Annotated in this window: 23 protein-coding genes and 2 pseudogenes; 21 read left to right on the forward strand and 4 right to left on the reverse strand. The window is 34.1% G+C overall.

Features of this window, described 5'->3' with window-relative positions; genetic code table 11:
* Positions 1–761: 761 nt before the first annotated feature.
* The 9 genes and pseudogenes from AC625_RS08940 to AC625_RS08975 all read left to right on the forward strand — a co-directional run bounded on the left by AC625_RS08940 (position 762) and on the right by AC625_RS08975 (position 6,932).
* On the forward strand, positions 762–1,058 hold the full coding sequence (locus tag AC625_RS08940) for a hypothetical protein (RefSeq protein ID WP_049680990.1): 297 nt from the start codon (positions 762–764) through the stop codon (positions 1,056–1,058).
* An 87-nt stretch (positions 1,059–1,145) separates the two neighbouring features.
* Positions 1,146–1,358 (forward strand): HNH endonuclease, encoded by a 213-nt coding sequence (locus AC625_RS28495; RefSeq protein ID WP_425415482.1) that lies wholly within the window; start codon positions 1,146–1,148, stop codon positions 1,356–1,358.
* Between the two features lie 9 nt (positions 1,359–1,367).
* Positions 1,368–1,766 (forward strand): hypothetical protein, encoded by a 399-nt coding sequence (locus AC625_RS08945; protein WP_049680991.1) that lies wholly within the window; start codon positions 1,368–1,370, stop codon positions 1,764–1,766.
* Positions 1,767–1,888: 122 nt separating this feature from the next.
* The gene (locus tag AC625_RS08950) at positions 1,889–2,068 is read left to right on the forward strand and encodes a hypothetical protein (RefSeq protein WP_049680992.1); all 180 of its coding nucleotides are present in this window, start codon (positions 1,889–1,891) and stop codon (positions 2,066–2,068) included.
* 1,156 nt (positions 2,069–3,224) lie between these two features.
* Entirely contained in the window at positions 3,225–3,446 is a 222-nt protein-coding gene (locus AC625_RS08955) for a hypothetical protein (protein WP_049680993.1), read from the forward strand.
* Positions 3,447–4,563: 1,117 nt separating this feature from the next.
* Positions 4,564–5,073, forward strand: a pseudogene (locus AC625_RS26605) (thymidylate synthase).
* Entirely contained in the window at positions 5,070–5,309 is a 240-nt protein-coding gene (locus AC625_RS08970; RefSeq protein ID WP_049680995.1) for a dihydrofolate reductase, read from the forward strand. Before AC625_RS26605 ends, AC625_RS08970 begins: the two are co-directional and overlap by 4 nt.
* An 8-nt stretch (positions 5,310–5,317) precedes the next feature.
* Positions 5,318–5,530, forward strand: coding sequence for a hypothetical protein (locus tag AC625_RS26610; protein WP_180320085.1), 213 nt, complete (start codon positions 5,318–5,320; stop codon positions 5,528–5,530).
* Between the two features lie 871 nt (positions 5,531–6,401).
* Positions 6,402–6,932: a GNAT family N-acetyltransferase gene (locus AC625_RS08975; protein ID WP_049683654.1), complete on the forward strand. Its 531-nt coding sequence runs from the start codon at positions 6,402–6,404 to the stop codon at positions 6,930–6,932.
* Between the two features lie 985 nt (positions 6,933–7,917).
* On the opposite strand, the gene AC625_RS08980 is transcribed toward AC625_RS08975, so the two are convergent.
* Complete coding sequence (locus AC625_RS08980) at positions 7,918–8,118, reverse strand: alpha/beta-type small acid-soluble spore protein (protein WP_049680996.1); 201 nt, start codon at positions 8,116–8,118, stop codon at positions 7,918–7,920.
* A gap of 737 nt (positions 8,119–8,855) precedes the next feature.
* On the opposite strand from AC625_RS08980, the gene AC625_RS08985 reads away from it, so the two are divergent.
* The 3 genes from AC625_RS08985 to AC625_RS09000 all read left to right on the forward strand — a co-directional run bounded on the left by AC625_RS08985 (position 8,856) and on the right by AC625_RS09000 (position 10,994).
* Complete coding sequence (locus AC625_RS08985; protein ID WP_049680997.1) at positions 8,856–9,098, forward strand: N-acetylmuramoyl-L-alanine amidase; 243 nt, start codon at positions 8,856–8,858, stop codon at positions 9,096–9,098.
* Between the two features lie 501 nt (positions 9,099–9,599).
* Entirely contained in the window at positions 9,600–9,848 is a 249-nt protein-coding gene (locus AC625_RS08995) for a hypothetical protein (RefSeq protein ID WP_049680999.1), read from the forward strand.
* A gap of 324 nt (positions 9,849–10,172) precedes the next feature.
* Positions 10,173–10,994, forward strand: a complete 822-nt coding sequence (locus AC625_RS09000; protein WP_053178046.1) for an N-acetylmuramoyl-L-alanine amidase family protein — start codon at positions 10,173–10,175, stop codon at positions 10,992–10,994.
* 499 nt (positions 10,995–11,493) lie between these two features.
* Here the strand turns inward: AC625_RS09000 and AC625_RS27630 are convergent.
* A pseudogene (locus AC625_RS27630) lies at positions 11,494–11,888 on the reverse strand (cupin domain-containing protein); the annotation flags it as partial.
* Positions 11,889–12,469: 581 nt separating this feature from the next.
* Entirely contained in the window at positions 12,470–13,093 is a 624-nt protein-coding gene (gene lexA, locus AC625_RS09005; RefSeq protein WP_049681000.1) for a transcriptional repressor LexA, read from the reverse strand.
* Positions 13,094–13,248: 155 nt separating this feature from the next.
* Here lexA and yneA point away from each other — a divergent pair, with 155 nt between their 5' ends.
* The 8 genes from yneA (at position 13,249) to AC625_RS27635 (ending at position 18,419) form a co-directional block, all read left to right on the forward strand.
* Positions 13,249–13,554, forward strand: a complete 306-nt coding sequence (gene yneA / locus AC625_RS09010; protein ID WP_049681001.1) for a cell division suppressor protein YneA — start codon at positions 13,249–13,251, stop codon at positions 13,552–13,554.
* 17 nt (positions 13,555–13,571) lie between these two features.
* Positions 13,572–14,219, forward strand: a complete 648-nt coding sequence (locus tag AC625_RS09015; protein ID WP_049681002.1) for a YneB family resolvase-like protein — start codon at positions 13,572–13,574, stop codon at positions 14,217–14,219.
* Positions 14,220–14,294: 75 nt separating this feature from the next.
* On the forward strand, positions 14,295–14,531 hold the full coding sequence (locus AC625_RS09020; RefSeq protein WP_049681003.1) for a DUF896 domain-containing protein: 237 nt from the start codon (positions 14,295–14,297) through the stop codon (positions 14,529–14,531).
* Between the two features lie 173 nt (positions 14,532–14,704).
* Positions 14,705–16,711, forward strand: a complete 2,007-nt coding sequence (gene tkt / locus AC625_RS09025) for a transketolase (RefSeq protein WP_049681004.1) — start codon at positions 14,705–14,707, stop codon at positions 16,709–16,711.
* 223 nt (positions 16,712–16,934) lie between these two features.
* Positions 16,935–17,372: a sporulation inhibitor of replication protein SirA gene (gene sirA, locus AC625_RS09030; RefSeq protein ID WP_049681005.1), complete on the forward strand. Its 438-nt coding sequence runs from the start codon at positions 16,935–16,937 to the stop codon at positions 17,370–17,372.
* An 84-nt stretch (positions 17,373–17,456) separates the two neighbouring features.
* Positions 17,457–17,672 carry a YneF family protein gene (locus AC625_RS09035; protein WP_049681006.1) on the forward strand — a complete coding sequence of 72 codons (216 nt, stop codon included), beginning with the start codon at positions 17,457–17,459 and terminating at the stop codon, positions 17,670–17,672.
* Positions 17,673–17,847: 175 nt separating this feature from the next.
* Positions 17,848–18,093, forward strand: a complete 246-nt coding sequence (locus tag AC625_RS09040) for a hypothetical protein (RefSeq protein WP_049681007.1) — start codon at positions 17,848–17,850, stop codon at positions 18,091–18,093.
* 116 nt (positions 18,094–18,209) lie between these two features.
* Positions 18,210–18,419, forward strand: a complete 210-nt coding sequence (locus tag AC625_RS27635) for a hypothetical protein (RefSeq protein WP_049683656.1) — start codon at positions 18,210–18,212, stop codon at positions 18,417–18,419.
* Between the two features lie 256 nt (positions 18,420–18,675).
* Here the strand turns inward: AC625_RS27635 and AC625_RS09050 are convergent, their stop codons facing one another.
* The gene (locus AC625_RS09050; protein ID WP_049681008.1) at positions 18,676–18,840 is read right to left on the reverse strand and encodes an aspartyl-phosphate phosphatase Spo0E family protein; all 165 of its coding nucleotides are present in this window, start codon (positions 18,838–18,840) and stop codon (positions 18,676–18,678) included.
* Positions 18,841–19,060: 220 nt separating this feature from the next.
* On the opposite strand from AC625_RS09050, the gene AC625_RS09055 reads away from it, so the two are divergent.
* Positions 19,061–19,768, forward strand: coding sequence for a cytochrome c biogenesis CcdA family protein (locus AC625_RS09055; protein WP_049681009.1), 708 nt, complete (start codon positions 19,061–19,063; stop codon positions 19,766–19,768).
* The last annotated feature ends 91 nt before the right edge of the window (positions 19,769–19,859 follow it).

Consider the following 19,859-nt stretch of genomic DNA (forward strand, 5'->3'; position numbering starts at 1 on the left):
GAACAGTAAAAGTTCAAGCGGAAGACAGTTTAATAAAGTTACTAGAACAATAGAGCCTATCATATCAATGATCACATGTTGTTTTACAAAAAGGGTTGATACAATAATTAATGTTCCGGCTAAGTGAATACATATTGTATTAAGAACATATTTATATTTAACTTGCTTTGATACGAGCATCACAACAAAGGTTGTTAATACATGTATACTAGGAAAACAATTGTATGGACGATCCAGTGAGTAAATCCAATCCACCAGCCTTAAGATAAAGTTATTACTTTCTAGTGTTGGTCTTGGTACAGTTGTTTGAAAAAAGAAATAAATAACGAAGCAAATAAGTTGGGCTGCTACAATCAATATTAACGACTTAAAGTAGATTTTAATATCCTTAAAACAAAAGTATCCTAAATAACAAAACAAATATGCGTACCAAAGAATATACGGAATTATAAAAATTGGGATGAATGGTGTGTTACTGTCCAAGGTTGTAGTAATATCGATAGGATTATGAGCTCGACTGTTTAGCAGGCCATATATTAAACCGAGGAAAGGGATTACTAACAAACAACACAAATAGGGAGCCTTTTTTAAATAATTTTTCAAATTCACATCCCCTTTTTGTTAAAGTAACGTAAAAATCAAATGAATCTCCATCCCTTTATAACTATATGAAGCTTCATTTGATTTGTTGCAACCCCTTTAAAGGTGCAAGATACGATAAGTTAAAAGTAGATTTTTATCGTAGGGAGGAGAAGAAGTACATGGAAGAAAAATATTGCAATGATCCAAATTGCGAACAAGTAAATCCACAGCCTTTGAGTAATTTTTATTCACAGAAAAAATACAGTAAGAAGCGTGGAGATTGGATTTATTATAATCCAGAATACAAAGAGTGCACGGGTAGAAGGGCAAGAAGACATCGAATAGATAACTTAGAACATGTTAAGCATGTAAAGGGGGTATGGCATAAAAAGAATGCAATTACAGAAAGAGAAAAGAAGAGACAATATTGTTTAGAAAATTTAGAGGAAAATAAAATGAAGCAGGTTAAATTTTAGCAAAGCGAACGTGGAAAAGAAAAACTTAAAGGGTACGGGTTAAAAAGATCACATAATAAGCATCATCAAATTCAGCCGTCAGAATGGATAGCATGTAAATCATATTTCGATAATTCTTGTGCAGATTGTGGAATGACATATGCTGAACACAAGAGCGTATTTAAACAAGGTTTACATAAGGAACATGTTATTTATGAGGGAAGGAACGAGTTGGAAAATTGTGTCCCTGCGTGTAAAGGTTGTAACAGTAAAAAGTGGATGTATCCATTTAATGACTGGTACAATTCTGATAAGGAATAGCTAGTATATTTGCTAAAGAATAATTTAAGTTGGTCGGAAAGTATTCTACATAGTTTTACATATGATTCATTATCGAACATTTATCAATACATACTTGATCGCAAGAAGGTGTATAAAGCAAAGGCTTCATTTTCAAGTAGATTCAGTATTAGTTTACATTTGCCAAAAGAATTAAGAGCAAGCAAGGGATTATCAAATGGGGATAAATGTAATAGTAAGTTCAACATACATAAGAAGAAAGTATATTTAGATTTTACTGTGAACGGAACGTATGATATTTACCCAACTGGAAAGATTGTACTGCCATATGCTCTAGTGGAAAAAGGATTAATGAAGGCAAAGGACGATTCTATGTTGTTTTGTGAAAATGGACGTATAACCGTTAAATCATTCAGTGTTATGCAATAGAACGTAATACAAATGAATTTATAGATTATTTTAAATGATTATTAACCGATGGAAATGGAAATTATATACTAGTTTACATTAGATAATACATAATGCATACAAGGTAAGGCGGTTATTAATAAATGAAAGATGCAAGAGAGAAGTTACTTTGGGTTATTGAAAATGCACAGGAGGCGATAAAGCATATTGATAACAATGCAAAACGGTTGGCCGTAGGAAAAATTGATGAGATAGAGTTCGATTCTACGGAATCTAAATGGATTCTTATTAATAAGGTAATTGATGAAGAGGGGAAGCTTTAATGAGTAAAATTAATGATAAATAAATATATTATAAACACAAACTGCGAAGTTAATAAAACATATAGGGGAATGGAGAAGAAATGTTATAAAAATCAGAGAGCTATTGGAGAATGTAGCCGGAGTGAACAAGGTTGTATTCGAGTAGTTATACATAAAATAAATGAATACATATGAGGTTTGTTGAATGAAAGTGTTTTATTACAGAATTACATTGAATTTGGAAGATAATTTACATTAATTTAATGTACTCGTCCAAACCTTTTATTTGAATTTTCATATACAGTAACTAAGGAGGTGGACAACAATGTGTGGAATTTTTAATGCGAATAACAGAGAATGCTGTAAGAGAGTAAGATGTTGCTTTGTTGAGAATGACCCATGTACCGTATGGACACCAAAATGTAAAAAGAACTGTGGTTGTAGGGTGCATCAATAAGAAAAAAAGAATCGCAGCTTCCAGGTGAGATGATGAGCTGCGATTCATAAAAATAGACAGGAAACAAGTACTTGGAAATATAGAAATCATTCAACTTACAAGCGATGATTTGGTTGAGGACTTGAAGGAGGGATTATAAATGAAATTATATGTGAAGGTGATGGGCAAGCTGTTGAAATATATATTGATCATGTTGCTATGGTGGTTACTCATTATCATCGCATTGATTAAGTAGGAGGAATCTAGGAGATAAAGAGGCAAGATGATGGGTTAGGAGTATTTAGAGGTTTACCATTTGCATTGGCAATATGGGGAATTATTGCTTGGGGAATATGGCATCTTTTTAATTAGACACGGAGGTAATACATAGTGATTTTGACAGCATGGATATTGACTATAATTTTTGGAACATTGGCATTGGGTTCGTTTGCAACACTGAAGAGGTGGATAGTTGTAAGAAGAAGGTTTGGAGAGTGGTACTAGGGTTATCATTGGTGATGTTGGTGTAATGTATATATTGTCAAAGCGTATATGCATTAGAAGAATCTAATGCAAATGTCCCTACTTCTCTTTGTTCAAAAGAATACGAACATGGTTTCAGTGAACGCAGAAAAGCAATTAGAGATAACTTTATTAAAGAATCTATATCGACCAATTACGATGCTTTAAAACGCCTGTCAGAAACATGAGATAATTCGTAGATGATAAAGGGAGCGATAAGTGGTGTTTTATATAATTATAAGTTGGTTACTTGTAGGTTTTATAGCTGGAATTATGAAAATTAATGATAAAGATTTCAAGGAGATACATCAGGGAGCGATTGATAAAACGGGGCTGAATCATCTACCTAATCCAAAGCTATTCGCATGGGCGACGTCAACTTTATTCGGATACTACTCAATATATGTAGAAGTAAAATATCAAACTTGTAAAAAAAGTTAATATCACATAGTTCGACTAAACAGTCATTGAAACCATGATTTTAATTGATAGTTGGAATAAATTGTGTAGTAAAAAAGCCGATTGGATTTTTTTCAATCAGCCCCTGTTCTTCATATGTTTACTAGTTTCAGTACCTGCGTTGAAAATAGCTACAACCATTATACAGAAAAAAAGAATTTGTATTGCGGGGTTAGCTGCCCAATATCCCAAGAAATTCATGAAAACAAGGATGACAAATAAAAGAGCAGTAACTGTGGTTATAAAAAGGCGCCAGTTTAGAGTCATTTTATTCCCTCCTTATATATGTAAACTGCATTTATTAAGAGGTTACCATAAATATTTGGAATTTTGAACCATTAAATGTTTTTTATTAATATATAGTTTGATCAAGATATGTCACGAACTCGAAGGGGAGGCGGTACGATTAGAAAGTAAACACGATGAAATAAATGATTAGATTGTTTGCAGAAGCTATGGAATCAGATCTAACAGATAACGAAAAAGCGGATATAATAAACGACCTTTATGAAATAATGAATATCTGGAGAAGTGCATTAGATATTTAATAATACAATTCGTAATGGAGTTTCGAACTATTCGAACCCTTATGAATAATTCGAAAGTGGTATCGTAATAGAGTTCTGAATTACTCGGAACGTTGAGATGATTCGATTGATACTATTCAATTATAATCTCGTTGATAATAAAGCCTGTACAAATTATTGCTAAAAAGAATGCTATAACTTGTAAAAAAATTTTTATAGGCATGTTAAGTTCATTGAACCGTTTATATACATCCCATATTAAATTTAGTATCAAAAATGGAATTATAGTTAATATTCTTATTTATATACGAAACGGAGGTTTTGGAAAATATGATCAAATCTTACATTATTTATAATTCTATCATCCGAGAAATCATTGAAGAAGGCTTGTGGGATAAAAGATCACCAAGTAAGAGCCAAATGGAAAGATGGTACTTTTGCCTATACAAAATCATTGTTAAATGTACAAATGAAATTTGACAAGGGTAAGGAAATTCCTAATCTTACATCAAAAAGAGTCCCAACTAAAGAATAAACGAAGAAAAGTTAAGTTAAACAACGAATTAGTAAACATGGTGGTTGATGGTGAGATATCTGAGCCTATTCACAATGATGGAGAATACGCCAATTTAGACCAAGTTGATTATCTAATATACACTCTTAAAACTAATTCTTACTCACGCAGAATTGTAGAGGATTTAGATGATATGGCACTTGAACCATGTGTTTATGAAACGCATTGGCAAATGTGGGGAGGTAAACATAATCTAACTGTCAATGTCAGATAAAATGATATGGGATTAGGAAATCCATATAATATTTATCAATATTCAATTCTACATAGACTTATTGCTCAAGTTACAAATAAAGAAGTGGGAACAATTTGTTTTAATATTGATAATGCTCATATTTATGACAGACACTTCGAACCTTTAATGGAGCAAGTTTTTAGAGAATCATACAATGCTCCTAAAGTGTGGATTAATCCTGAGATTAAAAGTTTTTATGACTTCACAATTGACGATGTCAAAGTAACTGATTACGAACATGGTGATAAAGTAAAGTTGGAGGTAGCGCTTTGATACATGTAGTCGCTGCAATAGATTTATCTAATGGTTTGGGTTACAAAGGGAAATTGTTAACGAAACTTAAAAACGACATGAAACATTTTCGTGAATTAACTACTGGTGGCATTGTGGTTATGGGGAGCAATACATATGAAGAAATAGGTAGTCCATTAACGAAGCGTACAAACATAATCCTATACGCAATCCCGAATATGATCCACACAACGATGTGTACGTGTATTGCTCAGTAAAAGACATCTTGCACGAATACGTGAATTACGGTAATAAAGAAGCAAACTTGTTTGTAATGGGTGGAAGTGAAGTTTATAAGCAATTATTGCCATTTTTTGACTATAAAAAAATGTCAAAAGAAGAACTCGTAAACCGCCTGATTGCAGCAGAAGAATACATTGTTGAAAACAATCAAAAGTGGCTTTACAAACAATTCGAAGACTATTCTATTGAATCTTAATATATTTTTCATTTTCCAATATTTGGTTTGGATGTGTTTTTACTATCCTTTTGTTCTTTTAAAAAAATTTGATCAAAAACCTTTCTTATTTACAGACTTTCCACTGTACTCTCATTATTGTTGAAAAAATAATTTGTTTAAAAAACACCATCCACGTTATTTCACTAAAGGGCCGTTTAATGGTATAAGGGTCACAGAAATGATCAACCTTTTTTAACTAATTCGTTTGAATATAGAATGAGCATGTTTTAATCAAATTATTTATCAAGACCTAACTAAACAAAAGATAGATAGATTAAAGGACATTACATATTTTATATGACTAATATGTAATGTCTTTTCTTATTCAACTTCAACAATTGCGCCCTATTGCGGAAGATCAAGATATATGTAACCGTCAAGTGAAAATGAACACTTTTTGCTAATGTTGGTTTGAAAATAAAGTTTATGATTACGATTCTGTAGCTTTAAAATAAAGTTTAATCAAATTGATATCAATAACCTTGATAAACGAACAAAAAGAAAGAGCGTGTTTTGAAAAAAAGATTGATCAAAACACGATCTTAATATATTCAATTGAATCACTCATTTATAAAAAAGTTTGATAATTTTTGTGATCCTTCCTCCATTAAAGCGCCCGATTGTGGAATAACTAATATATAAGATGTTTCACTACTAAACGGTTCACCGTAGTGTCTCTGAAAGATGAAACAAAACCCATCTTTTGAATGGTTTCAAAGGATGGACTAATCTATAATGTTCAGAGGAGTACAAAGTAATGAAAACTTCAATAGGTAGAATCAATTGTACTGTTTAATCTAAAATCAAACCTTGTTAACCATATCAAACTAGAAAGTAGCTGAGAGATATGATGAAATTTCGTTTAAAAGATGGGAATGAAGTAACGATAAAAGAGGCGACTAAAGAATACGCCCAACATATGATCGATTTCTATAATATCGTGGGTGGAGAAACTGATTTTCTTTCATTCGGAAAAAATGAATTTAAACGCAATAAAGAGGAATATAAAGAGTTTATAGAATCTACACGCCTGGAACAAAACTCCATCATATTACTTGCAACCATAAATGATGAAATTATTAGTATAGCATCCATTCATTCTAGCCAGAAGGACAGAATGAAACATGTAGGTACATTAGGAATCGTTATTAGCGAACAGTTTACTGGACTAGGCTTAGGCAGAAAAATGATGGAACAAATGATCCAGTGGGCATCCTCAAATGGGATAACTAACAAAATTAGTCTCGTAACTAGAGAAGATAATGTTCCAGCCATTGAATTGTACGAAAAGCTCGGGTTTGAAAAAGAAGGCCTCATTAAAAAAGACAATTTAATTAATGGAATTTATTACAACACGATTTTGATGGGATTATTTATTTAGTCTTTATTGGGCGAAATTATGGCGCATTCACGCGCTGTAGAAAGCCGATTTAAGGAATATAAAATGAACGCGCATTTGCGCCTTGGAACGTACTTAGTGAACGTACCAGGTGCCAAGAGCTATTATCTACATTCAATAGACAAGTTTATAAACGCCTTCCGAATGATTAATACAATTACCTGCGCTCGACTTTCTTAAAGAAGTAAATCCCGCCCTCCAAATTCACAAAAAGACCAAAAGGTGGGGAAATTCTTTTTAAATTCCTACCTTTCAATAAAAATGACTGATCCAACTACTGAAAAACCTCATTTAATTATCATATGGTTCTGCAGAGTTAATTCTGAATTGATAACAGTTTATATCAAAGATTTCATACGTTCACTTGTTCAACAATCTGGCCCGATTGCTTAATAAGAAAAAAACCATATATAAAACGGTTGAACTTTATTTTAAATCCACACTCATTTGATACGGCCTCTGTCACGAATCAACTCAAAACACTTACTTTCTATTATATTTTGTGTGACATTATATAAAAATACATACAGATACTTAGGTTTAAATAAACTTATTGACATTTAATGTAAAAAAAGAAGATAAAACATGTCCTTTATCACAATCTATATAAGTAAAATTAATAAATATATATAACGATTAATCTTTGAGGGGAGGTGAGAAATGTGCATATCCTAAAATCAAATATTGAAGGCGTAGTAGTTTGAATCAGACATTAATTCAGTAACAGTTAGAACTAGTAAGCATTCACATAAATACAGTCAGCTAGATGAAATGTTAGTGAGCGTAGGGGATGTGGTCAAATTAGGAGCAAGTCTTGGATCAGTTCGCGGGAACACTTTTAAGTATGAAATAACGATTAAGAATTAATTTTACCTAATAAAATCAGTGTTTCAAAAGGAGCATACATAAGAGGAGAGCAGGTCAGAGGGAAGTCTCTCCTCAACTATTACATAATTAACTTTAAATATTAGCGGTGAAAACCACCAAGTTGCTGTTCAGCCATTTGTACCAAACGCTTGGTTATCTCGCCTCCAACTGATCCGTTGGCTCTTGAGGTTGTCTCAGCGCCTAATGTAACTCCAAACTCTTGTGCAATTTCATATTTCATTTGATCTAATGCTTGTTGTACTCCCGGAACAACTAAATTATTACTGTTGTTACTTGTCATGATGTACATCTCCTTAGAATTTTAGAATATGGTGTTGCAAGAATAGTTTGTGTTGGTACGTAAGGTTTATACATAGAATTCAAAAAAAAATTCAAGTGAGTTAAATTGTTAATTATATAAGAAAGGGTATTTGTTTGGCTAGCGAATTGAAATTAACAGTATAAGGAATTCCTCCGTCAGTCAATCACTACATGGGATATAGAGGAGTTAGAAGAGGCAATGGTTTGCATGGTGATGGCATATACAAAACCTGAATCTAAAAAGTTCCAAAAGGAATTTGAAACATATAAATGGTATTATCCGGCGAAAAAAACAAAGAATTTCTTATAAATTGGATAATGAAACAAGATGTATACTTCAATTCCAACCTCCTAAAAATGGGAGGTTTTTTGTTTGGTGGCAATAATCGTGCTACCAACTCGATTTTATAAACTGTCCGATAACTGCCCGTTTTTATTTTAAAAAGATTATTCGAGGACAATCTTCATATACACTTCAAATTTGTTCGCTCTATTCTTCTCAATTTTTTTACTGATGTGCGAATATACATCAGCAGTGATTTGCATGCTATCGTGTCCGAGGCGCTCTTGAATATCCCCAGCTTTGCCACACTGCATGTGTATGACGACGGGTTGAATAGATTGGCAGGGGTGGTAGTCCAACTTTCTTTAATATTCTAGGAAAGAGTTAAATTGTAGAGTTATGAAATTGATTCATAAAAATATGAGATGATAAGGATGAAAAAATCAAAATTGATCCAGGTCACGGTAGGAAAGATCCAGGTGGGGGAGCCAATGGACTGCAAGAAAAAAACCATCGTTCTGGATATCTCAAAAGAAATAAAAAAGTATCTTGATGAAAATTATATGGATCATGAGACCACTCTTACAAAATCTACCGAAGTCAATTTAGAATTATTTGAACGCACCGATATCGCAAATAGAGGCGGGACAGATGTTAATTTATCTCAAATTATGTGAACGCGGGTGGTGGTTCTGGATACGTGTCTAATACCTACACTAAACCGAGCGCCGGTTCTGCTAAACTACAAAACCTAGTTAATGCTGAAGCTTGCTACTGCGAAAAATATGGTTTAGGCGCCCAGGGTGACGACAGTAAGCAAAGAAATGTATCTATCGTTCGTAAAACCGCAATGCCAGTAGTCTCAAGGGTTTCTTTTTGTGTTAATCCAATGACGTTTTCAAGTTTTTATAGTAATGTGGTTTAGAAAACTATTAAGGGGAGTTCCTATGAAATTAAGTGGTATACAAGGTCTTCTAACTTTTTCATTAAACGTTGAACGGTTTTATAGGAAATTTCTAGCATGTCTGCAATTATGTTCTTTAGCAAAAATTTCTACCGCATTGGGGAGATTATTTACAGCGAACCACTCGCCCAATAAGTTGGGAATACTAAATTACTTGACATCTCAAACTTAACGGCTTTTGGAGTATATATCATGAATTAGGAGGTAACAAATTATGCACGAAATAAACCAGCATATATTAAGTGTCATTGATTTTATGAGCACGGATCACAAAACCTTATTTGTGAAAGTTATGGGGTACGATGCGAGTTTTGGGATAGAATTTAATGGAGAAATTAAATTTCTTAATGGAATGCCATTTGGAGATTTAATCCATGAACAAAGGTCATTTGTATCTCCTGATTGCAGACAGTACATACGAAAGAATTTGTTAAATATGTATAACGCGGGAAAATTTAATTAATTGAGGTCAAAACTTCTTCTGAGTTTAAATAAAATAATAAGTACAAAAGACATCCTGAAGTATCCCCCGAATAATGGGCGCTGTAAAAAGTCCCTTATTCGGTTTTTTTAAGTCTTTATTTCTATTTAACAGGCTGTAATAACCCTTCCTCAAATTTGTGAAGAATCAAGGAAAATAGGGGGGATAAAACAGCCTGTAAATCCAACAGAGTGAAAGAGAATTTGTCTTGAAATCACCTGCACACAAGTTAGTTTGATGGGGAAATCTAGAAAAAAGTACAGGATATTTATTTACCTAAACATAAAATAGTGTGAGGTGATAAGTATGGTGAAAAAAATAAAGATTGACCCGGGGCACGGTGGAAAAGACCCAGGTGGGATAGCTAATGGCCTACAAGAAAAAAATATCGTTCTGGATATCTCAAAAGAAATGAAAAGATATCTTGACGAAGACTATACAGATCATAAAACCACCCTTACGCGTTTTACGGATATCTTTATGGAACTATCGGAACGCGCCAATATTGCCAATAGAACCAATGCAGATGTATTTATCTCAATTCATGTGAACGCTGGTGGAGGTACAGGTTACGAGTCATATATCTACACCAAGGCGAGTGCTAATTCAGTGAAATTGCAAACTCTAGTCAATGCGGAGGCTCTTGAAACTGCTAAAAAATACGGGCTAAGAGCACATGGTGATGATAAGAAACGAGGGAATCTAGCTGTTGTTCGGGAAACTGCTATGCCGGGAATCCTAACGGAAATTGCTTTTATTGACTCCGAAGATGCTGAAATACTAAAAAATAAAGATTTTATTAAAGATATGGCAGCAGCTTATGCACGAGGTGTAGCGAAGTATTTGGATTTACCAGTTAAGAAAATGCCAGTACCAATGGAGGAATCAAAAGTGGTAGAACGAGATATAAATAAAGTGAGCGATTGGGCGAAATCCTCATGGGATGAAGCTACATCAAACGGCTACTTTGACGGATCAAGACCAGGAGCTTCAATTACAAGGGAAGAATCAGCAATAGTGGTAAATCGTTTACGGAGGAACTTTCTAAAATTAATCACTGAAAATTCAGATGATATAAAGGCTCTTGAAGCCAGGTTGCATGAAATTGAAAAAGAAAATCAGGAATGATAAAAGTCATTCTTTAATGGAGCTACTCTTGTCATTTAGAAGCCAGCCAGTAAGCTTCTGTTTGATACGGGAAGGACAACTGTTATAGTCGTTTTTGGAACTTTAATAGATTTAATTATAGCTAGAACTATCAATTGCTTGGAGCAGTTCCGCTTCCGCTAAACAAATATAAGACAATATCTGTGATTAAAATGGGGGAAGGGATACACACATACATTATTTAGGTAGTTTCCTATTTCCTATTTTTGAAATCTTTTGTTGTATTTCTAGGACGTGTACAGAAAATTTTTATCCGAATCGAGGATGGTTCCGTACACGTCTCTTTTATTAGCTACGCCCTTAATTGCTCCTAGAACTAGTTCAAAGACATTACTTTGCTATCATCTATGAAGTAATTACATTATTGCGTAAATATCGTACAACTGATAGAAAAGGTAATAAATAATATCCGTCGAAAGAAAAAAAGATATGGAATTTCCATGTCAGTAGCATTATTTATTTAATAGCCCCTATATTGCTGATGCTGAGGAAAGTAAGGAGTTTGTTGGTACTGCTGCATATTTTGTGATTGTTGATAAAAATAATAAGGTGTATTTCCCATTGCTTTGTTACAGTCCTTGTATGGGCCTATATATGTTGTGGGTTTAACTGGTTCAATTACTTGTTTCCATTGATATTCATCGAGACAATAGGTATGTGCCATGATGTTTGCGGGAGTGAATCTTAAGAAATCAGAATCTAATATAACATCTGGGGTAGGTGCATCAAAATCGCTAAAAGATGAGTATTATCAACTGCAGCTACTTCATAATGCCACCAATCTTGTGGAACGTTTGCCACTTGCCCAGGTGTAATAGGGTATTGGAGAATTTCTTTCGTATATGGGTTCAGTATTATTAAAAGCGGGGGACTATTTCCAAAGAAATGTAAGAGTCATAGAATGTTTTATCGCTAGACCTTTTTCCAGTGTTTGATGTCTAGTTTCCGCCGCGGGATCTTTTGGGTTATCCAAACATGGAAAAGTATATTTGCGTATTTAGAAAATTAAGAAATTAATCAAGACTTTACGACTAACTTAGAATGTGAGACTTTGCTACAAGAAAGTAATCTCCGTAGTTAGATTTTGGAATTTTTTTCAGAGATTATATATGTAATAAATCGGATATTAATGTTGGTTTGAATGGATAAAGTATCTGGAATAATACTAGAAACAGTTCATATAAATTATCTAAGAGAGATTAACAAAAATCTGAGAGGAAATCTCTTAAAAATAAAGCGCTTTTATTCATACGAGGCTATATGACAGGAATACCCAAGGCATTTCACAATTGCATTCAAACTCGTCTTTTTAGTTACCTAATAAAAATAATATTCGCCATTTGTATCCTTTATTTACATGCACTGAAGTGAGTAATTAAAGTAGGATGTTATCAAAAAAAGAATCCTCCTGCAATAAACAGGAGGAGAAAGAACTATTAATGGATTTGGCGGTAAAGTCCAATAACTTTTCCAAGAATTGATACATTCCCTAGAATGATTGGTTCCATATTGGAGTTTTCTGGTTGTAATCGGATAAACTCTTTTTCTTTAAAAAAGCGTTTCACTGTTGCTTCATCGTCATCAGTCATGGCAACAACGATATCACCATTATTCGCCGTACTTTGTTGTTTCACAATAACATAATCGCCATCATGGATTCCGGCTTCAATCATACTATCACCCATTATCTCGAGCATAAAGACATGTTCGTCGTGTGCTGCCATCGATTCTGGTAGTGGAAAATATTCCTCGATATTTTCAATGGCTGTAATTGGTAGACCAGCTGTAACTTTTCCGAGTAAAGGGACATTGATGACATTGTTTTTGGGTATATTGTGCGTTTCAGATTGATCTAGTATCTCAATGGCACGAGGTTTGGTAGGATCACGACGAATAAGTCCTTTACTTTCTAATCTTGATAAATGACCGTGAACGGTTGAACTTGAAGCTAAGCCAACTGCTTCTCCAATTTCTCTTACTGAAGGTGGATAGCCTTTAGTGCGTACTTCGTCTTTAATAAAATCCAATATATCATTTTGCCTTTTTGAAAGCTTTGACATACATTCACCCCATCTCTCTTATTCTTGTTTTTATTATATCACGCAAAAAAAAAAGATACAAACATAAGTTCGAATATCGTTGACTAAAAACAGGTGTTCGATTTATACTTAATTTATCAAATAGCGAACAAGTATTCGAATTTGGAGGGGTCACGATGAAAAAACTATTAAAAAGTCATACTTACACACTTTTATTAGCAGGAATCGTATTTATTTTTTCTTTATTTTTCTCAATGAATAGAAATCATGATAATCTTGACAATTATATATCCGTTACAATAGATCATGGAGATACTCTATGGAAAATGGCTGAAATATACAGTACAGACGATTTATCGAGAGATGAGTTCATTGAATGGATCATTACTCATAACGAAATATCTGCTAAATCGCTAGTGCCGGGAGAATCTATTATTTTACCAATAGCTAAAACAAATCTAAGTCTTGCAAGTAAGCAATAAGAAAGTTGGAAAGAAAAATGAGAGCGATTATTTACTGTCGAGTAAGCACAGAAAAAGAAGCACAGGAAACATCACTAACTAGGCAGGAAGAAGAGTTGAGAAAACTAGCTAGTAAATCAGAGTTTGAAATCGTTTCTATTATTAAAGAACAAGCAAGTGGATACGAACTTAACCGTGATGGGATTTTTGAAATGCTGGATATTTTTAAAAAAAAGCAGGCTGACGTTCTATTAATTCAAGACGAAACGCGGCTCGGACGTGGAAATGCGAAAATTGCACTATTTCATGTAATTATAAAGGAGGGTGTAAAAATTTATTCCATATCACATGATGGAGAAATTGAACTATCTGATTCTGATTCGATGGTCATTAATATTGTTGGAATTGTTGAAGAATATCAGAGGAAGCTACATAATATTAAGATTAAACGAGGTATGCAGCGGGCGGTTGAAAATGGATTTCGGCCGCAGAAAAATCTGAGCAATCAGGGAATGGGTGGTGGAAGAGAACGAAAGGAAGTTCCAATCGAAGAAATAGTAAAACTTCGAAAGAACGGACTTACATTTGCAGAAATTGCAGCTACCCTACGAGGATTTGGGTATCAAGTTTCAAAAGCTACTATAAATCGCAGATATTTAGAATACCAAGTCTCAGAAGAGGATTAACCAAAAGCAGAGAACTTGTATTTTCGCCTTTTTTTATATAACATGACACTATTAAAAGTGTAAAGGAGCGAAAGTATGTTATCGAAAGAAAAATTAGCTCGGATAAATGAATTGGCTAAGAAGGCTAAGTTGAGTTCATTAACAGTGGAAGAAGCGAAAGAACAATCTAAGTTGAGAAGTGAGTACTTAGAAACGTTTCGTAAATCCATGTCAAATACAATCGAGCATTTGACAATTATTGACCCTGAGGGAAATGATGTAACACCTGATAAGCTTAAAAGCATTAAAGATATAAAAAATCGTTTGCATTAAGGGATGAAGCGTTAGAGAATATCGGATTCGATATTCTCTTTTATTTTTTTTCTTAGAATTAACGGATTGTATACTGGAAACGGAGCATTTTAATAAAGTATCTGAATTATTGTTGTTTTTATCAACATGACACTATAAAATAGTAAGGGTATACATAAAGAAAGGATGGTTTGATGTTAAATAAAACTGATGCACTTTCAATCAATACAATTCGTACTTTGTCAATCGATGCTATCGAAAAAGCAAATTCTGGACATCCAGGAATGCCGATGGGGGCCGCTCCGATGGCTTACACTCTTTGGACTCAGTTTATGAATCACAATCCGAAAAATCCAACTTGGTTTAATAGAGACCGTTTTGTTCTTTCTGCAGGACATGGGTCGATGCTTTTATACAGTCTGTTGCATTTATCAGGCTATGATTTGTCATTGGATGACATTAAAAATTTCCGCCAATGGGGAAGTAAAACACCAGGACATCCTGAATTCGGACATACTGCTGGGGTAGATGCAACAACTGGGCCTCTTGGACAAGGTATAGCAATGGCAGTAGGTATGGCTATGGCTGAACGTCATTTAGCAGCAACATACAATCGCGGATCATATAATGTAGTAGATCATTATACATATGGTATTTGCGGAGACGGAGACTTAATGGAAGGTGTTTCTTCAGAAGCTGCTTCATTAGCTGCTCATCTTAAACTTGGAAGAATGGTCGTATTATATGATTCAAATGATATATCACTTGATGGAGATTTGGATAAATCATTTAGTGAAAGCGTTGAAGATCGTTTTAAGGCATATGGCTGGCAATATATACGTGTAGAAGATGGAAATGATGTGACTGAAATTGCTAAAGCTTTAGAATTGGCGAAAACAGATGACACGCGCCCAACACTTATTGAAGTAAGAACTGTTATTGGTTATGGTTCACCTAACCGTTCTGGAAAATCTTCCTCTCACGGAGCTCCTTTAGGTGCTGATGAATTAAAACTCACAAAAGAATATTATAAATGGACATTTGAAGAAGATTTCCATGTTCCGAATGAAGTATATGAACATTTTAATAAAACTGTTGTGGAAGTGGGCGGCAAGAAGGAAGCAGCATGGGAAAGTCTATTTAATGATTACCAAAAAGAGCATCCTGAATTAGCTGCTCAACTTCAAGTGGCAATCAATGGCGAATTACCTGAAGGATGGGATCAAGATATCCCGGTATATGAAGAAGGGAAAAGTCTTGCTTCAAGGGCTTCAAGTGGTGAAGTATTGAATGCGATTGCATCTAACCTACCAAGCTTTCTTGGCGGTTCAGCTGATTTGGCTGGTTCCAACAACACAATGATTAAAACTGCAACAGACTTCGTTCCAGGCGAATATGAAGGTCGGAACATTTGGTTTGGTGTCCGTGAATTTGCGATGGGTGCGGCATTAAATGGAATGGCGCTTCATGGGGGATTAAGTGTATATGGTGGAACTTTCTTTGTGTTCTCTGACTACCTACGCCCAGCCATTCGTTTAGCTGCTTTAATGGGTCTTCCTGTAACGTATGTATTTACGCATGACAGTATTGCGGTAGGTGAAGATGGACCTACTCATGAGCCAATCGAACAATTACCATCATTGCGCGCGATGCCAAATCTTGGTGTTATTCGTCCTGCTGATGGAAACGAAACAGCTGCAGCTTGGAGAGAAGCCATTCAATCTAAGAACAAACCAACTGCGCTTATATTAACTAGGCAAAACCTTCCTACTCTAAAACATACGGCTGAACTTGCAAAAGAAGGAGTTAAAAAAGGTGCATATATTGTGTCACCTTCTAATAAAGTAGAAGCAGATGTACTTCTACTTGCGACAGGTTCAGAAGTTAATTTAGCTGTTTCAGCTCAAGCAGAACTTGCAAAAGAAGGGATTGACGCTGCAGTAATTAGTATGCCGTCATGGGATCGTTTTGAAGCTCAATCTAAAGAATATAAACAAAGTGTCATCAACCCTGCAGTGAAAAGGCGTCTGGCTATCGAAGTTGCAGCTCCATTCGGTTGGGATCGTTATGCAGGAGATGAAGGGGAAATCCTTGCAATTAACCATTTTGGTGCGTCAGCCCCTGGTAATAAAATTATGGAAGAATTCGGATTTACAGTTGCGAACGTGGTAAATCGAGTAAAATCACTATTAGAAAATTAATTTAGAAACGAGTCGGTATCTTTTAAAGGTGCCGACTCGTTTCTCTATTTATTGATGAAAATTAAGTATATTCACTTTTTTTATGGAAAAAAACACTTTGATTGTAATGATATATGAAAAAATGATGATTTCGACAAAAAAACAAGCTTTTTTCTCCATCAAACAACATATCTTTTTCACTTTCAAGAATATAATACAAAAAAGAATGTTAGGAGGCAGTTAAATGAGAAGTTATCAAATCTATTTAATCGAAGATGAGTTTGCCCGACATTATTTTGGTAGAGAGAAGATTTTTTTCAATTTGTTTTTGGAGTATATTCAATCAACTGACTGGCATAAGGATATTTTGCAAAAACAAATCGAATATATTACAAAAAAAATACCTACTAGCAACGTGCATTTTTCATTAGAACAAAGTTTACAACGTAAACAAGGGTATTTGACCCAAAATGGGGTATATTATTTAAAAACAAAAAGTAACAGTAAAGCTGTTGTATATATTCACGAACATTCCATTATTTTAAAAGCTGAAGGTGACTTTGACGCAGAGACTACTTTTTTTGAATGCATCCGTAAATGTGAAGCAAGCTTTCTGGCCATTGATTTTGAGAATAAACGTTACGGCTGGTTAAAACCGATAAAAGAAAGAAAATATGGATAAATAGAGGACATGACGATGTGGAGTATTGTATAATAACGTTTGGTCTAGTACACTTATAGTAGACAACATGAAGGAGGAAATAATATGCTTTGGCAAATAATTTTAGCCGCAGTTTTGGCTTTAATCGCCGGTGTAGCACTTGGCTTTTTCATCGCTAGAAAATATATGATGAATTACCTAAAGAAAAATCCGCCGATTAATGAACAAATGCTTAAAATGATGATGATGCAAATGGGAATGAAACCGTCTCAGAAAAAAATCAATCAAATGATGAGCGCAATGAATAAACAGGTAAAATAAGGAAACCTTATATATCAAGGGTTTTAGCACTCGTTTGATTGAACTTAGTCAAAAATATAGAAGTTAAATGATGAATTTTTCTTCTATATTATGACGCTGAGATGGTTAATCTTTCATATTTCATTTAAAAACCACTTTTTCTGTTGAATGATTAAGCAGGAAGGGTGGTTTTTTTGTGCTTTTGGAGGATATTTTAGCAGAGTATATGTACCATTGTGAAGCCAAAGGATTCACACCAAAGATGAGATTAAATAAGCGTCAAGAATATAAACAACTTATGAAATATCTGATTGATAAAAGGGCTGTGAGTGAACTAGAAGGCATCACCGTCCATGAATTAAGAGCCTATTTTAGACTTAAGCAGAAAGGAGGATTACAGCCACAAGGAATTGTATCCATGTACATAATACAGGGTAGCTGAAGTGATGGTATAATAGGGTAATCAGGTAGATTAGGAAGTCATAAGCCTGATTGAAAGGAAGGTATCCGAAACTTCTTCCTGTGATTAAATTCGGATTTACTATCGGAGGTGTTAATATGAATAAAAAATGGACTATTGAAAATATCCGTGATTATGTCACGAAAAATTCAGAATGTAAATTACTTTCCAATGAGTATCTAGGGTACTCGCAAAAACTACTGTTTACATGTTCGTGTGGAAATGATTTTGAAAAAACTTTCACGAAATTTAAAGGTAGCAATCAGAGAAAATGTCCAAGTTGTTTAGAAAATAGAACTTCACGTTGAACTTTTCGGAGGTATTGAAAAGTTTAACAAGCAACAAGAACGAGATGAAAAGAAAATGATTATTGTAAACAAACCAACATCAAATTTTTAAGGGTAACCTACTTTGAGTTTGTATGCATAGAAGAAATTTGTTCTGATCCTTCGTACATGGCAATTTTTCCACTGGCTTTATGAAGAGCTATTTTAAGATACTTTAAACCCGCCTTGAGAATTCATGCAAGGCGGGTTGTATGGTTTGAATGATTAACTGCTTATGCTAACCAATTTGTTTAAGGAACAACTGGTTATATTGATTTAGCAGTATGTCCAATTCTTGGCTGTATACAATAGTTATTTGAGAATTAAGACCGTTTTTAGAAACGATTTTAATGAGCTCATTGCGTTTTATTTCGATAAGCTCGAGAAATTCTAATCGGGTCATAACTGCTAGTCCTTTCTAAACATTAATAGAGAGGTGTTTATACCTGATGTAATCTTGTCCCTAAATATGTATGATACTTACAATATTAATTATACTAGCTTGTGGAAATAAATTCAAACACTTATTCATATTTTTTATATGTTCACAAAACAGTAAATATCTTTTTCATGGTGCATTTGATAGAATGAAGGTAAATTGCTTTTCATAGGAGTTGACATGATTGAGTGACGTTAGCATATTACTAGCTTTTGGAGCGGGGTTTCTAAGTTTTATTTCTCCTTGTTGCTTGCCACTTTATCCAGCTTTTTTATCGTACATTACAGGGATGAGTGTCAATGAACTTAAAACAGAAAATGCTATGCTGCAGAAGAGAAGCTTATTTCACACATTATTTTTCTTATTGGGTTTTTCTCTAATATTTATCGCTTTAGGTTTTACCACTTCCTTTCTTGGTGAATTTTTTGAGAATTATCAAGATTTAATCCGTCAAATTGGTGCTATCATTATTATCTTTTTTGGTTTAGTGATAGTCGGGGTATTCAATTTTGAATTCCTAATGAAAAATAAACGAATTGAATTCAAAAATCGTCCAAGTGGGTATATAGGTTCCGCATTAATTGGTTTAGCGTTTGCCGCAGGGTGGACTCCATGTACAGGCCCTATTTTAACAGCTGTATTAACAATGGGTGTCAACAACCCAAATTCTGCGATGCTGTATATGATTGCTTATATATTAGGTTTTGCAATTCCGTTCTTCATATTGTCTTTCTTCATCGGTAAAATGAAATGGATAAAAAAACATAACCACCGTATTGTTAAAGCGGGTGGATACATCATGATCCTTATGGGAATTGTGCTTTTCTTTGATTGGATGACGAAAATTATCATTATTTTCACAAATATTACCGGAGGTTTTCAAGGTTTCTAGCATGTATTCTACATAACGATTGATTAATAAATGAAATAGTAAATTCTGGTGAGTGAATTGTTTGAATATCTTATGAGATTACGGTAGCCTA

Source organism: Peribacillus loiseleuriae (genome assembly GCF_001183985.1).
In the GTDB taxonomy this organism is placed as follows: Bacteria; Bacillota; Bacilli; order Bacillales; family DSM-1321; genus Peribacillus; species Peribacillus loiseleuriae.

Bases quoted from the DNA above. Each gene is read 5' to 3' on its own strand.
- AC625_RS08985 (WP_049680997.1), top strand. From the start codon at position 8,856: ATGAAAAAATCAAAATTGATCCAGGTCACGGTAGGAAAGATCCAGGTG.
- AC625_RS27635 (WP_049683656.1), top strand. From the start codon at position 18,210: ATGAATAAAAAATGGACTATTGAAAATATCCGTGATTATGTCACGAAA.
- AC625_RS09000 (WP_053178046.1), top strand. From the start codon at position 10,173: ATGGTGAAAAAAATAAAGATTGACCCGGGGCACGGTGGAAAAGACCCA.
- AC625_RS08975 (WP_049683654.1), top strand. From the start codon at position 6,402: ATGAAATTTCGTTTAAAAGATGGGAATGAAGTAACGATAAAAGAGGCG.
- tkt (WP_049681004.1), top strand. From the start codon at position 14,705: ATGTTAAATAAAACTGATGCACTTTCAATCAATACAATTCGTACTTTG.
- AC625_RS08940 (WP_049680990.1), top strand. From the start codon at position 762: ATGGAAGAAAAATATTGCAATGATCCAAATTGCGAACAAGTAAATCCA.
- AC625_RS09020 (WP_049681003.1), top strand. From the start codon at position 14,295: ATGTTATCGAAAGAAAAATTAGCTCGGATAAATGAATTGGCTAAGAAG.
- lexA (WP_049681000.1), bottom strand. From the start codon at position 13,093: ATGTCAAAGCTTTCAAAAAGGCAAAATGATATATTGGATTTTATTAAA.
- AC625_RS09035 (WP_049681006.1), top strand. From the start codon at position 17,457: ATGCTTTGGCAAATAATTTTAGCCGCAGTTTTGGCTTTAATCGCCGGT.
- AC625_RS08980 (WP_049680996.1), bottom strand. From the start codon at position 8,118: ATGACAAGTAACAACAGTAATAATTTAGTTGTTCCGGGAGTACAACAA.
- AC625_RS09015 (WP_049681002.1), top strand. From the start codon at position 13,572: ATGAGAGCGATTATTTACTGTCGAGTAAGCACAGAAAAAGAAGCACAG.
- yneA (WP_049681001.1), top strand. From the start codon at position 13,249: ATGAAAAAACTATTAAAAAGTCATACTTACACACTTTTATTAGCAGGA.
- sirA (WP_049681005.1), top strand. From the start codon at position 16,935: ATGAGAAGTTATCAAATCTATTTAATCGAAGATGAGTTTGCCCGACAT.
- AC625_RS09050 (WP_049681008.1), bottom strand. From the start codon at position 18,840: ATGACCCGATTAGAATTTCTCGAGCTTATCGAAATAAAACGCAATGAG.
- AC625_RS08995 (WP_049680999.1), top strand. From the start codon at position 9,600: ATGCACGAAATAAACCAGCATATATTAAGTGTCATTGATTTTATGAGC.
- AC625_RS08950 (WP_049680992.1), top strand. From the start codon at position 1,889: ATGAAAGATGCAAGAGAGAAGTTACTTTGGGTTATTGAAAATGCACAG.